12 protein-coding genes and 2 tRNA genes are annotated in these 13,656 nt (G+C 67.0%); 7 read left to right on the forward strand and 7 right to left on the reverse strand.

Annotated features, from left to right (window positions below; genetic code table 11):
• Positions 1–20: 20 nt before the first annotated feature.
• The 7 genes from PT85_RS10920 to bioB all read right to left on the reverse strand — a co-directional run bounded on the left by PT85_RS10920 (position 21) and on the right by bioB (position 7,885).
• On the reverse strand, positions 21–1,328 hold the full coding sequence (locus PT85_RS10920; protein WP_039606648.1) for a GGDEF domain-containing protein: 1,308 nt from the start codon (positions 1,326–1,328) through the stop codon (positions 21–23).
• A 147-nt stretch (positions 1,329–1,475) separates the two neighbouring features.
• Entirely contained in the window at positions 1,476–3,281 is a 1,806-nt protein-coding gene (locus PT85_RS10925) for a phenylacyl-CoA dehydrogenase (RefSeq protein ID WP_027591019.1), read from the reverse strand.
• Between the two features lie 132 nt (positions 3,282–3,413).
• Positions 3,414–4,100, reverse strand: a complete 687-nt coding sequence (bioD, locus tag PT85_RS10930; protein ID WP_039606649.1) for a dethiobiotin synthase — start codon at positions 4,098–4,100, stop codon at positions 3,414–3,416.
• Positions 4,100–4,891, reverse strand: coding sequence for a malonyl-ACP O-methyltransferase BioC (gene bioC / locus PT85_RS10935; protein ID WP_039606650.1), 792 nt, complete (start codon positions 4,889–4,891; stop codon positions 4,100–4,102). Before bioC ends, bioD begins: the two co-directional genes overlap by 1 nt.
• Positions 4,888–5,595, reverse strand: coding sequence for an alpha/beta fold hydrolase (locus tag PT85_RS10940; protein WP_039606651.1), 708 nt, complete (start codon positions 5,593–5,595; stop codon positions 4,888–4,890). Before PT85_RS10940 ends, bioC begins: the two co-directional genes overlap by 4 nt.
• Positions 5,588–6,754, reverse strand: coding sequence for an 8-amino-7-oxononanoate synthase (gene bioF / locus PT85_RS10945; protein WP_039606652.1), 1,167 nt, complete (start codon positions 6,752–6,754; stop codon positions 5,588–5,590). The genes PT85_RS10940 and bioF overlap by 8 nt, the downstream gene beginning before the upstream one ends.
• 87 nt (positions 6,755–6,841) lie before the next feature.
• Positions 6,842–7,885 (reverse strand): biotin synthase BioB, encoded by a 1,044-nt coding sequence (bioB, locus tag PT85_RS10950; protein ID WP_039606653.1) that lies wholly within the window; start codon positions 7,883–7,885, stop codon positions 6,842–6,844.
• A gap of 76 nt (positions 7,886–7,961) precedes the next feature.
• Between bioB and PT85_RS10955 the strand changes: the two genes are divergently transcribed.
• The 7 genes from PT85_RS10955 to PT85_RS10985 all read left to right on the forward strand — a co-directional run bounded on the left by PT85_RS10955 (position 7,962) and on the right by PT85_RS10985 (position 13,648).
• Entirely contained in the window at positions 7,962–8,771 is an 810-nt protein-coding gene (locus PT85_RS10955; protein ID WP_139182015.1) for a ComF family protein, read from the forward strand.
• A 9-nt stretch (positions 8,772–8,780) separates the two neighbouring features.
• A complete protein-coding gene (locus PT85_RS10960; RefSeq protein WP_039606654.1) occupies positions 8,781–10,985 on the forward strand; it encodes an AsmA family protein in 2,205 nt (734 codons plus the stop codon).
• A complete protein-coding gene (mutY, locus tag PT85_RS10965) occupies positions 10,982–12,046 on the forward strand; it encodes an A/G-specific adenine glycosylase (RefSeq protein WP_039606655.1) in 1,065 nt (354 codons plus the stop codon). Before PT85_RS10960 ends, mutY begins: the two co-directional genes overlap by 4 nt.
• Positions 12,043–12,315, forward strand: coding sequence for an oxidative damage protection protein (locus PT85_RS10970; RefSeq protein ID WP_027591774.1), 273 nt, complete (start codon positions 12,043–12,045; stop codon positions 12,313–12,315). Before mutY ends, PT85_RS10970 begins: the two co-directional genes overlap by 4 nt.
• Before the next feature lie 86 nt (positions 12,316–12,401).
• Positions 12,402–12,477, forward strand: a tRNA-Phe gene (locus tag PT85_RS10975).
• Between the two features lie 35 nt (positions 12,478–12,512).
• A tRNA-Phe gene (locus tag PT85_RS10980) sits at positions 12,513–12,588 on the forward strand.
• 286 nt (positions 12,589–12,874) lie between these two features.
• On the forward strand, positions 12,875–13,648 hold the full coding sequence (locus PT85_RS10985) for an ABC transporter ATP-binding protein (RefSeq protein ID WP_027591505.1): 774 nt from the start codon (positions 12,875–12,877) through the stop codon (positions 13,646–13,648).
• Positions 13,649–13,656 lie beyond the last annotated feature (8 nt).

Here is a 13,656-nt window from a genome sequence, read left to right on the forward strand (position 1 = left end):
ATCAAGTCAATCCCAGTCACTCACGAGCGCGCCGCCGTCTTGCGACCGCGCGTGGCGCGCGCCGGTTTCTGTTCGTAGGAGACCACACAGTTGCGTCCGGCGCCCTTGGCCTTGTAGAGCGCTTCGTCCGCCGCCTTGATCACCTCCTCCGGCTCGCGGCGCTCCGTATCGCGTTCGGCGACGCCGATGCTGATGGTGACCGAGACGAACGGACTCTTGCTTGCCCTGCCCCGTTGCTGGCGGCCCTTTGCCGGATCCTCCGGGCGGTTCTGCTTGTCGCGCAGCGCCATCTGGTAGTTTTCGATGTTGCGACGCAGCACCTCAAGGTGTGGCAGGCAGTGCGCCAGGCTCTTGCCCGGAAAGAGCACGGTGAACTCCTCGCCACCGTACCGGTAGGCGGTACCGCCGCCGGTTACCTTGCGCAGCTGGCTGGCCACCATGCGCAGCACGTCGTCACCCACGTCATGGCCGTAGGTATCGTTGAATTTCTTGAAGTGATCGACGTCGGTCATGGCGATCACGTAATTGCGGCCCAGCCGACCCAGGCGCTCATTCAGCGCCCGTCGGCCCGGCAGCCCGGTGAGCTCGTCCAGGAAGGCCATCTGGTAGGCCTCGTGGGCCACCGCCACCACCAGCGCCAGCAGCACCATGCTGCTCATGGCGGCCAGTGCGTAAGGCCGCACATAGATCTCCGGCACCATCCAGAACAGGCCTAGCACGCCCACCAGCTGGGCCGCATGCAGCACACGCGGTTGACGCAGGTACTGGATGAGCAGACCGACAAAGGCCAGCGCGAAGAGCGGATAGGCCAACTGCACCATTTTCATCCACTGGGCGTGCAGCGCGGGCCAGTGCACCAGGCTCAGCCACTGCAACAGCGGATCGGGGTAGCGCAACGCCATGCCGCCGGCCACGCCGAGCAGCGCCAGCAGCACGGCACTGCGTGCGACCAGGTCCTGAAGCAGCTGCGCGCGTTCGGACCACACGCCATACAGGCCATAGAGCAACGGCAACAGCAGGCTGGTCAGGTGGAAGGACAGCTGGGCCTCGGTGTAGTCGCTGACCGCGCGGTGCTCGCGAAAGTGCTCGACTTCCCCATTCAGCGCCAGATAGGCCAGATAGACCACCACCAGCAGCATGGCCTGGCGCATACGCCCGTAGAACAGGCACAGCGCGCCGCCGAGCACCGCCAGCAACGTGGGCAGGACTTCCAGCAGAACGGTGAGAAAACCCTCCCCCTCCAGCCAGAAGCCCAGCGCCAGGCCAGCCAGAAGGATCAGCACGGATGGCAGGAAATGACTTGCCCGATAGGCAGAGAAGTTCGGCAAAACGGCCTCGCAAAGACCCAGAAAAATAGCTGCCATTATGATGGCTTTTTTTCACTGGTGGCCAGTCTGTCATTTTTTCCGGCGCCAGAAAAAAGCCGCCGGGCACAGGCCCGGCGGCTTCAGTCACAAGGGTCACGCGCTGAGCGATCAGTAGCCCAGTGCGAAGTCCTCGTCAGCCATCTCCATCAGGTTGTTGGCCCCGGACAGCATGGTGGCCACCAGCGCGCGGGTACGCGGCAGGATGCGCTCGAAGTAGAAGCGCGCGGTCTGCAGCTTCGCCTTGTAGAAGCCTTCCTCGTCGGTGCCGGCGGCCAGCTTCTCGGCGGCCACGCGAGCCATGTCGGCCCAGAAGTAAGCCAGGCAGGCGTAGCCGGAGTACATGACGTAGTCCACCGACGCGGCGCCGACTTCCTCGCGATCCTTCATGGCAGCCATGCCGACCTTCATGGTGATCTCGCCCCACTCCTTGTTGATCTGCGCCAGCGGGCCGACCAGGTGCTTGATGGCGTCGTTGCCTTCGTTGGCCTGGCAGAACTTGTGGACGATCTTGGTGAAGCCCTTCAGCGCTTCGCCCTGGGTCATCAGCACCTTGCGACCCAGCAGGTCGAGGGCCTGGACACCGGTGGTGCCTTCGTACAGGCAGGAGATCCGGCTGTCGCGCACGTTCTGCTCCATGCCGTGCTCGGCGATGAAGCCGTGGCCACCGTAGATCTGCACGCCATGGTTGGCTGCTTCGAAACCGGTTTCGGTCATGAACGCCTTGGCGATCGGGGTCAGGAAGGCCAGCAGGGAGTCGGCGGCCTTGCGCTGCTCCTCGTCCTGGCTGCGCTGCACGATGTCGACCTGCTTGGCGGCGAAGTACAGCATCGCACGGTTGCCTTCGGCGAACGCCTTCATGGTCAGCAGCATGCGGCGCACGTCCGGATGCACGATGATCGGGTCGGCGGCCTTCTCCGGCGCCTTCGGACCGGTCAGCGCGCGCATCTGCAGACGCTCGCGGGCATAGGCGATGCCGCCCTGGAAGCCGATCTCGGCGTGGGCGATACCCTGCAGGGCGGTACCCAGGCGCGCAGTGTTCATGAAGGTGAACATGCAGTTCAGGCCCTTGTTCGGCGGGCCGATCAGGAAGCCGGTGGCGCCGTCGAAGTTCATCACGCAGGTGGCGTTGCCGTGGATGCCCATCTTGTGCTCCAGCGAGCCACAGGACACGGCGTTGCGTTCGCCCACCTCGCCTTCGGCGTTAGGCAGGAACTTCGGCACGATGAACAGCGAGATACCCTTGGTGCCCGCGGGGGCATCGGGCAGGCGGGCCAGCACGATGTGGACGATGTTCTCGGCCATGTCGTGGTCGCCTGCGGAGATGAAGATCTTGGTGCCGGTCACCTTGTAGGTGCCGTCGGCCTGGGGCTCGGCCTTGGTGCGCAGGATGCCCAGGTCGGTGCCGCAATGCGGCTCGGTCAGGCACATGGTGCCGGTCCACTGGCCGGACACCAGCTTGGTCAGGTAGGTGTGCTGCTGCTCGGGGGTGCCATGGGCGCTCAGGGTGTTCATGGCGCCATGGGACAGGCCCGGGTACATGCCCCAGGACCAGTTGGCCTCGCCGATCATTTCGCTGACCGCCATGCCAAGGGATTCCGGCAGACCCTGACCGCCGTGCTCGACGTCATGGGCCAGGCTCGGCCAGCCACCTTCGACGAACTGCTGGTAGGCTTCCTTGAAACCGGTGGGCGTGGTCACGCCTTCGGGCGACCACTTGCAGCCTTCCTGGTCACCGACGCGGTTCAGCGGAGCGATGACCTGCTCACAGAACTTGGCGCCTTCCTCGAGAATGGCGTTGACCATATCCGGGGTCGCATCTTCGCAACCGGGCAGGCTCTGGTAGTGGGCTTCGTAGCCGAGCAGCTCGTCGCGAACGAAACGGATATCACGCAAGGGGGCCTTGTAGTCGGGCATTGCGGTAAACCTCTGCAGTAGGTCTTTGGGGTGGCGAGCTGCGACACAACCACGCACGCTCAAACAGTTGTTTGAAACTTACGTTTAGCTCCCTGGCTTGTCAAGCCTGCTCCCACAAGGACCAATGTGCGCTCAGCGCTCCACCAACCCCTCCAATCGCAGGTGTTGCGCCACCTGCGCGGCGTCGGCAGGCGCCAGGTGCGGCACCCATCCAAGGCACGGGGCATCCAGGCGCGCCCGCAGGTCCTGCAGATTTTCGGCCTGACGCGGCATGTGCGGGTCGACCTGATTGGCCACCCAGCCTGCCAGATGCAGACCATCCGCCCGAATGGCCTGGGCCGTCAACAGCGCGTGATTGAGGCATCCCAGGCGCATTCCCACCACCAGAATCACCGGCAGCCGCAGCGCCACAGCGAGATCGGACAAGTAGACCTCGCCGGACAGCGGCACGCGCCAGCCACCGGCGCCTTCCACCAGGGTGAAGTCGGCGCCGTGCGCCAGCACCCGCTGCACGGCGGCGGCCAGCTGCGTAACGTCCAGGTCCACGCCCGCCTCGCGCGCGGCCACATGGGGCGCGATGGCCGGCTCGAAGGCGTAGGGATTGATCAGTGCATAGGGCAGCGGCGGATCGCACTCGGCCTGCAGTGCCAGGGCGTCGGCGTTGCGCAGCCCTTCCGCGCTCGCCTGGCAGCCGGAGGCCAGCGGCTTGGCGGCCGCCGTGCTCAGGCCCTGCCGGCGCGCGACGTGCAGCAGGCCAGCAGCAACCGTGGTCTTGCCGATGTCGGTGTCGGTGCCGGTAACGAAGAAGGCGTGGCCCATCAGCACTTCTCCAGCACGGCATGAATCACCTGGTAGGTGGCCGGCAGTCCCTGCGGCTGACGGAAGCGCTCGTAGGCCTCGGCCAATGCGCGCAGACGCGCCCGCCCCGTGAGCCCCGTCGACCGGCCCTGATTGAGGTTCTGCGCGCCGAGCGCCTTGAGTTCGTGGGTCAGCGCGAACAGATCGGCGAAATGCAGCACCAACGGGCGCTGCTCCAGGTGCACCACACGCAGGCCACTGGCGGCGCACAGCACCTGGTAGTCCGCAAAATGTCGGAAGCGATTGACATGCACCCGCTCATCCACCTGCCGCCAGCTCTCGCGCAGTTCGCCCAGCGTGCCTTCGACGAGACTGGAGAAGGCCAACACACCACCCGGGCGCAGCACACGCCGCGCCTCACCGAGCACCGCCGACAGGTCCGCGCACCACTGCAGCGCCAGGCTGGAGAAGATCAGCTCGCAGCTGGCGTCACGCAGGGGCAGCGCCTCGGCATCGCCGGCCAGGAAATGCCGCGCGCCCCCCAGCGGCCGGGCGTGGCGCAACATGCCCTCGGCAATGTCCAGCGCCAGTCCGTCGGCCTGCGAATAGCGCGCGGCCAACTGACGGGCGAAGTGCCCGGTGCCGCAACCCACGTCGAGCCAGCGCTCCGGCGCCAGGCTGGCTGGCAGCACGTCCAGCAACTGCCGGCCGACCTGGCGCTGCAACCCGGCCACCGCGTCATAGCTGCTGGCCGCGCGGGAGAAGGAGGCCGCGACCAGGCCCTTGTCGGGCAACGTATGCTGCGCGTTCATCGGGAGGCTTCCTTTATAAAGGAGAGGATCGCCGCCGCCGCCTGATCGGCATGGCTGAGCGGCAGAGCATGACTGGCGTCCAGTTGTGCGACGGACAAGTCGGGATACTGCTCGCGCAGCGCCTGCGCCGCCTGCACGGGGACCAGGGCGTCGCGGTCGCCGAACAGATGCAAGCGTGGCCCCCGCCATTCACCCAACGCGGGTCGAAGATCGAGCGAGGCCAGGCAATCCAGTCCGGCCAGCAGGCCGGCCGGCGCCTCGGCGCGAACCGCCAGGCGGCGGACCAGCGCACGGGGCTCGTCGGCATCGCGCACCGCAAGCAGATCGAAGCGTTTGAGCGTAGCGGCCGGCGCAGCAACCACGCCTTCGCGGAAATCGGCGAACTGTGCCGCCGGCATGGCGGCCGGCCAGTCGTCGCGCTGCACGAAGCAGGCATTGCTGGCCAGGGTGATCAGACCACGACAGGCCTTTGCGCGCCGCGCCGTCAGCGCAGTAGCCAGCATGCCGCCCAGCGACCAGCCACCGAGCCAGCAGTCGCCGGGCAGGCGCGCATCCAGCTCGTCCAGCCAACCCTGCGGATCGTCCAGCACAGGCAGTTCGGCCAGCTCCACGCGCAGCGCATCGCCGTGCAGCGCCTGGGCCAACGGCTGCAGCACTGCGGCGGGATAGGACCAACCGGGCAGCAGCACCAGTCGTTCAGTCATCGCCCAGCTCCCGCCAGGCCAGCGCCAGCCCGTCCAGCAGGCGATCCACCTGTGCCTCGTCGTGCGCCGCCGTCAGGGTGATGCGCAGCCGCGCCGTGCCGGCCGGCACCGTCGGCGGACGGATGGCGCCGACCAGCAGCCCCCGCTCCCGCAGCCGCGCCGACAGGCGCATGGCCCGCCCGCTGTCGCCGACCAGCAGCGGCTGGATCGGTGTCGGGCTGTCCATCAGGGTCAATCCCAGTTCCTGCGCTCCACGTCTGAACCGGACGATCAGGTTGCGCAGGTGCTGACGGCGCCAGCCTTCATCCCGCAGCAGCTGCAGGCTTTTCAGGGTCGCGCAAGCCACGGCCGGGGGCTGGCTGGTGGTGTAGATATAGGGCCGGGCGAACTGGATCAGCGTCTCGATCAGTTCCTCGCTGCCGGCCACGAATGCGCCAGCGGTGCCGAAGGCCTTGCCCAGCGTACCGACCAGCACCGGCACCTCCTCCAGGCCCAGCGCGAAGTGCTCCACGCAACCCCCGCCCCCGGCGCCGAGCACGCCGAAGCCATGGGCATCATCGACCATCAGCCAGGCGCCGCGGGCCCGCGCGGCGGCGCTCAGGCCCGGCAGGTCGGCGAGGTCGCCCTCCATGCTGAACACGCCGTCGCTGATCACCAGGGTGTCGCCCTCGGCCTTGTCCAGGCGCGCGGCCAGGCTGGCCGTGTCGTTGTGCAGGTAGCGGGAGAAGCGCGCCCCGCTGAGCAGCCCGGCATCCAGCAGCGAGGCGTGGTTAAGGCGATCCTGCAGCACCGTGTCGCCGCGCCCGATCAGCGCCGTCACCACCGCCAGGTTGGCCATGTAGCCGGTGGAAAACAGCAGCGCGCGCGGCCGGCGGGTGAACGCGGCCAGCGCCTCCTCCAGTTGGTGGTGAGGCGCGCTGTGGCCGATCACCAGGTGCGAAGCGCCGCCACCCACGCCCCAGCGCTCCGCGCCTTCGCGCAGCGCGCGGATCACTTCGGGGTGGCTGGCCAGCCCCAGATAGTCGTTGGAACAGAAGGCCAGCAGGCGCTGACCGTCCACCACCACCTCAGGGCCTTGTGGGCTGTCGAGCAGCGGGCGAAGGCGATACAGATCCTCGGCACGGCGGGAGGCAAGACGCGAAGCGAGATCGAAACTCATGGGCAACCCCGAAAACCGAAGCGTTGGGCCTGTGTATGGTGGTCAACGCCCCGCGTTGGCCACCCCGCACGCCCGGACCACCAATCATCAAACGGCCGCGTTGTAGAACAGCCTGGAATCGCGCTGCTCGACCAGCGCCTGCTCGATGGCTGCCTGGTGCACTTCGTCGGCGTGCTCCTCGCGGGCCTCCGGCTGGATGCCCAGGCGCTGGAACAGCTGCATGTCCTTGTCGGCCTGAGGATTGGCGGTGGTCAGCAGCTTCTCGCCGTAAAAGATCGAGTTGGCGCCGGCCAGGAAGGCCAGGGCCTGCATTTGCTCGTTCATCTGCTCACGACCGGCGGACAGGCGCACGTGGGATCTGGGCATCATGATGCGCGCCACGGCCAGCATGCGGATGAAGTCGAAGGGATCGACGTCCTGCTCTTCGGCCAGCGGCGTGCCCTGGACCTTGACCAGCATGTTGATCGGCACGCTTTCCGGATGCTCCGGCAGATTGGCCAGCTGGATCAGCAGGCCGGCGCGGTCGTCCAGCGACTCGCCCATGCCGAGGATGCCGCCCGAGCAGATCTTCATCCCCGCCTCGCGCACATACGCCAGGGTCTGCAGGCGCTCGGCATAGGTGCGGGTGGTGATGATGTTGCCGTAGAACTCCGGCGAGGTATCCAGGTTGTGGTTGTAGTAGTCCAGGCCGGCGGCGGCCAGCGCCCGGGTCTGCTCCTGATCGAGCCGGCCGAGGGTCATGCAGGTTTCCAGCCCCATGGCCTTCACGCCCTCGACCATCTTCAGCACGTACGGCATGTCCTTGGCCGAAGGGTGCTTCCAGGCGGCACCCATGCAGAAGCGCGTCGAGCCGATGGCCTTGGCCTCGGCCGCCGCCTCCAGCACCTTCTGCACCTCCATCAGCTTTTCCTTGTCCAGACCGGTGTTGTAGTGACCGGACTGCGGGCAGTACTTGCAGTCTTCCGGGCAGGCGCCGGTCTTGATGGACAGCAGGGTCGAGACCTGCACCCGGTTGGCATCGAAGTGCTGGCGATGCACCTGCTGCGCCTGGAACAGCAGGTCATTGAACGGCTGCGCGAACAGCGCGCGCACTTCGTCGAGGGTCCAGTCGTGACGGACGGTGGCACTCATCGGGGCTTCCCTTTTGTGGTTATGGCGCCTGCTAGAGTTGGCGCGACACGGTGCGGCATACGCTAGGGAAGGCGCCATGAGCTGTCAACCGAACTCAAGAAAACTGGTTTACAACTGGCTGACCAGCAAGCAATCCTGCCTGCTGTGCGACGAGCGCGCCGACGGCCCGCAGGCGCTGTGCATCCCCTGCGAACGCGAGCTGCCGTGGCTGTCGGCGGCCTGCCGGATCTGCGCACTGCCCCTGAGCGATGCCAACCTGCTGTGTGGCGAATGCCTGAAGCAGGCGCCGAGCTTCAGCCGGGTCGAGACCCCCTGGCGCTACGCGTTCCCCATCGACAGCCTGATCACCCGCTTCAAGCACCAGGCCCGCTGGCCGCTCGGCCGGCTGTTGGGCGAACTGCTCGCCCGCCACCTGCGCCACGCCTACCTGGAGGGCCTGCCCCGCCCCGAACTCTTGCTGCCAGTGCCGCTGGCCCGCAGGCGCCAGCGGCAGCGCGGGTTCAACCAGGCGGCCCTGCTGGCCCGCTGGCTGGCTACCCCCCTGCGCCTGCCGGTGCAGGAGCACTGGCTGCTGCGCCCCCGCGAAACCGATGCCCAGCAGACGCTGGACGCCCGCGCCCGCCGGCGCAACCTGCGCCACGCCTTCGAGCTTGCGTCCAGGGCCGATGTGCGCGGCCGCCACCTGGCGCTGGTGGACGACGTACTGACCACCGGCGCCACCTGCGAGGCACTGGCCCGCTTGCTGGTCACCGCCGGAGCGGCGCGGGTGGATGTCTATTGCCTGGCGCGGACCCCGAAGCCCGACAGCATCGAGAGCAGCGTCCCGACTGCTGCCGGGCCGGCAAATGCGTATACTCCTTCGCCATTCAGACCAACCGCCATTTAGGGACTGTCCATGAAAGCGTTCGGCAAAATCCTGGGCCTGGTACTGCTCGGACTCTTGCTGCTTGTCATCGGCCTGGGGTTCGCGCTCACGCACTTCTTCGACCCCAACGACTACAAGGAAGAGATTCGCCAGCTGGCCCGCGACAAGGCCAATCTTGAGCTGGCCATCAACGGGGAAATCGGCTGGAGCCTGTTCCCCTGGCTCGGCCTGGAACTGCACCAGACCAGCCTGGCCAGCGCCGCCACGCCCGAGCAGCCGTTTGCCGACCTGCGCATGCTCGGCCTGTCGGTGCGCGTGCTGCCGTTGCTGCGCCGCGAAGTGCAGATGAGCGACATCCGCATCGACGGCCTGGCGCTGATCCTGCGCCGCGACGAACAAGGACGCGGCAACTGGGAAAACATCGGCAAGCCCGCCGGCGCACCGGCGACCGAACCCGCCGCCGAGCCCCGCGGCAACGAGGCGGACAGCACCGGCGCCCGTTCCGGCATGCCCATCAAGCTGGACATCGACAGCCTCACCGTCAATGACGCCCGCATCACCTACCAGGATGCCCAGTCCGGCCAGCAGTTCAGCGCCGAGAGCATCCAGCTGGAAACCGGCGCCATCCGCGAAGGCAGCGCCATTCCGGTGAAGCTCACCGCCTTCTTCGGCAGCAACCAGCCGCTGATGCGCGCGCGCAGCGAGATCCTCGGCGAGCTGCGCTTCGACCTGGGCCAGAAGCGCTACCAGTTCGAGAAATTCCGCCTCAGCGGTGAAGCCTCCGGCGAGCCCCTGGCCGGCAAGACCCTGAACTTCAGCGCCCAGGGCGAGCTGCTCGCCGACCTGGATGCGCAGATCGCCGAATGGACCGGACTGAAATTCTCCGCCAACCAGCTGCGCGGCCTGGGCGACATCAAGGTGCGCGAGCTGGACCGCGAACCGCGCATCAGCGGCGGCCTGTCGGTGGCCAGCTTCAACCTGCGCGACTTCCTCGCCGGCCTGGGCCGCGAGCTGCCGACCACGGCCGACGCCAACGCGCTGTCCCGTGTGGAGATGGCCACCCGCCTGAATGGCTCGCCGACCAGCTTCGCGCTGGAAGAGCTCACGCTGAAGGTGGACGACACCATCCTCACCGGCCGAATCGCCGTGGAGGACTTCGCCCGTCAGGCCCTGCGCCTGCAGCTCAAGGGCGACCGCCTGGATATCAGCCGCTACCTGCCGCCCAAGGCCACCGACGGCGCCAGCGCCGCGCGCCAGAGCGAAGTACAGGAAACCGCCCAGGCCGCCTCGGCCGGCGACTCGCCGCTGCCGGCCGCCCCGACACGGCATGCCTGGAGCGACGCCCCGGTGCTGCCGATGGACGCCCTGCGCCTGCTGGATGTGCAGGCCACGGTCGGCTTCGACGAGCTGCTGTTCGATGACCACCCCTTCACCAACCTGGACCTGAACGCCCAGAGCCGCGAGGGCCTGCTCGCCCTGCAGACCCTGCGCGGCAACGTCTACGACGCGCGCTTCGAGGCCAACGGCAAGGTCGACGTGCGGCAGGCGCTGCCGCAGCTGAGCATCGAAGCGCAGCTCGGCAAGCTGCCGATCGAGAAATTCGTCAAGCTGGAAAAGCAGGAATCCCCGGTGCAGGGCCTGCTCGACCTGACGGCTACGCTGACCACCCGAGGCAACAGCCAGAAGACCTGGGTGGACAACCTGAACGGCAAGGCCAACTTCCTGCTCAGCGACGGCCTGCTGGTCGGCGCCGATCTGGAGCATTACCTGTGCCGCGCGGTGGCCACCCTCAACCGCAAGTCGCTGACCCGCACCTCCACCAAGGACACGCCCTTCGAGGCACTGCGCGGCAGCCTGCAGATCACCAACGGCGTGGCGCGCAATCCGGACTTCAAGGCCAGCGTTCCCGGCCTGACGGTCAACGGCAACGGCACCCTGGACCTGCGCGTGCTCGGCCTGGACTACCTGATCGGCATCATCATCGAAGGCGACAAGCGCGCCATGCCCGACCCGGCCTGCCAGGTCAACGAGCGCTACGTTGGCCTGGAATGGCCGCTGCGCTGCCGTGGCCCGCTGGAGCTGGGCGCCAAGACCTGCCGCATCGACCAGGACGGCCTGGGCAAGATCACCGCCAAGCTGGCCGGCGAGAAGCTCACCGAGAAGCTCGACGAGAAGCTTGGCGACAAGGTCAGCCCGGAACTCAAGGACGCCCTCAAGGGCCTGTTCAAGCGATGACCGATCCGCAGTTCGGTCCGGCCGTGCTGGCGTGGTATGACCAGCACGGCCGCAAGGACCTGCCCTGGCAACAGGGCATCACCCCGTACCGGGTGTGGGTCTCGGAGATCATGCTGCAGCAGACCCAGGTCGCCACCGTGCTCGGCTACTTCGACCGCTTCATGTCGGCCCTGCCGACCGTGCAGGCCCTGGCGGCCGCGCCCGAGGACGAGGTACTGCACCTGTGGACCGGGCTCGGCTACTACAGCCGCGCGCGCAACCTGCACAAGGCGGCGCAGATCGTCGTGGCGCGGCATGGCGGCGAGTTTCCCCGCGACGTGGAGCAGCTCTGCGAGCTGCCCGGCATCGGCCGCTCCACCGCCGGCGCCATCGCCAGCCTGAGCATGGGCCTGCGTGCACCGATCCTCGACGGCAACGTCAAGCGCGTGCTGGCCCGCTACCTGGCGCAGGACGGCTACCCCGGCGACCCTCAGGTGGCCCGCCAGCTGTGGGCCGCCGCCGAACGCCTGATGCCGCACGAGCGCTGCAACCATTACACCCAGGCGATGATGGACCTGGGCGCCACCCTGTGCACGCGCAGCAAGCCCAGTTGCCTGATCTGCCCGTTGCGCAACGGCTGTCGCGCACACCTGCTGGGCCGCGAAACCGCCTACCCCGAACCCAAGCCACGCAAGGCGCTGCCGCAAAAGCGCACGCTGATGCCGCTGCTCACCGACACACAGGGCAACGTGCTGCTCTACCGACGCCCGTCCACCGGGCTGTGGGGCGGTCTGTGGAGCCTGCCGGAAATGGACGCGCTGCCCGACCTGCACGCGCTGGCCGAACGCCACGGCCTGCAGCTGGGCGAACCCCGCGCGCTGCCGGCCTTCACCCACACCTTCAGCCACTTCCAGCTGAGCATCGAGCCCTGGCTGGTGCCGGCCAGCCCCAGGGTGAGCGTCGTGGCCGAGGGCGACTGGCTCTGGTATAACCTGACCGCCCCGCCGCGCCTGGGCCTGGCCGCCCCGGTGAAGAAGCTGCTCAGGCGCGTCGCTGAAGATTCGATTGGAGAACTGCCATGACCCGTACCGTGCACTGCCGCAAGTACAACGAGGACCTGCCCGGCCTGGATCGCCCGCCGTATCCCGGCGCCAAGGGCGAGGACATCTTCAACAACGTGTCCAGGAAAGCCTGGGAAGAATGGCAGAAGCACCAGACCATGCTGATCAACGAGCGCCGGCTGAACATGATGAACGCCGATGACCGCAAGTTCATCCAGGCCGAGATGGACAAATTCCTCGCCGGCGAGGATTACGCCCAGGCCGAAGGTTACGTGCCGCCGAGCCCCTAAGCCGGCAAGTGCTTAAAAAAACTGATTTTTCCGTCGCGTGCGGTTGACTCGCCGGCGGTAAAACCGGTTTAATGCCGCCCGTTGTTGCCCAGGTAGCTCAGTTGGTAGAGCAGGGGATTGAAAATCCCCGTGTCGGCGGTTCGATTCCGTCCCTGGGCACCACTTATTCAGGTGCCTTTCTCTTCACGCCCTGATTCGCCCAGGTAGCTCAGTTGGTAGAGCAGGGGATTGAAAATCCCCGTGTCGGCGGTTCGATTCCGTCCCTGGGCACCATATTCCAGACCCCTGATGTCGCAAGACTTCAGGGGTTTGTCGTTTCTGGCATCGCAACAAGGCGCCGGCACGACATCGCACAACGTGGAACGGCTCGACGACATCCCGTAGAATGCCGCGTTTTCGAGCCCCGTTTCCGGGAGCTGCACGATTCTTCATCCGCACGGCTCGCAGGGCCAGGCGAGCTCCGGCGGTTGGCCGTGTTGGCCGCCTCTCGCCCCTGTGCTAGCTTGCAGGCAACGTCCCCCGTCGCCGTCTGCAGCGGAGTCATACAAGAGGACAACGTATGGTTCAGGCCACGCCTGCACTGGAAATCCGCAACCTGCACAAGCGTTACGGCGACCTGGAGGTGCTCAAGGGCATTTCCCTCACCGCCCGTGACGGTGACGTGATCTCCATCCTCGGCTCGTCTGGCTCGGGCAAGTCCACCTTCCTGCGCTGCATCAACCTTCTGGAAAACCCCAACGAAGGGGAAATCCTCGTCGCCGGCGAACAGCTCAAGCTCAAGCCCGGCAAGGCTGGCGAACTGGTCGCGGCGGACAGCCGGCAGATCAACCGCTTGCGCAGCCAGGTCGGCTTCGTGTTCCAGAACTTCAACCTCTGGCCACACATGAGCGTGCTGGACAACATCATCGAGGCCCCGCGCCGCGTACTGGGGCAGAGCAAGGCCGAGGCGATCGACGTGGCCGAGGCCCTGCTGGCCAAGGTCGGCATCGCCGACAAGCGCCACGCCTATCCGAACCAGCTGTCCGGCGGCCAGCAGCAGCGCGCCGCCATCGCCCGCACCCTGGCGATGCAGCCCAAGGTGATCCTCTTCGACGAGCCCACCTCGGCGCTGGACCCGGAGATGGTACAAGAAGTGCTTAACGTGATCCGTGCGCTCGCCGATGAGGGACGCACCATGCTACTGGTGACCCATGAATTGAACTTCGCCCGCCAGGTGTCCAGTGAAGTGGTCTTCCTGCACCAGGGTCTGGTCGAGGAACAGGGGTCGCCCGAGCAGGTGTTTGACAACCCGCAATCGGCGCGCTGTAAACAATTCATGTCCAGCCATCGCTAACACGGAGC

Source organism: Pseudomonas flexibilis (genome assembly GCF_000806415.1).
Lineage (GTDB): Bacteria > Pseudomonadota > Gammaproteobacteria > Pseudomonadales > Pseudomonadaceae > Serpens > Serpens flexibilis.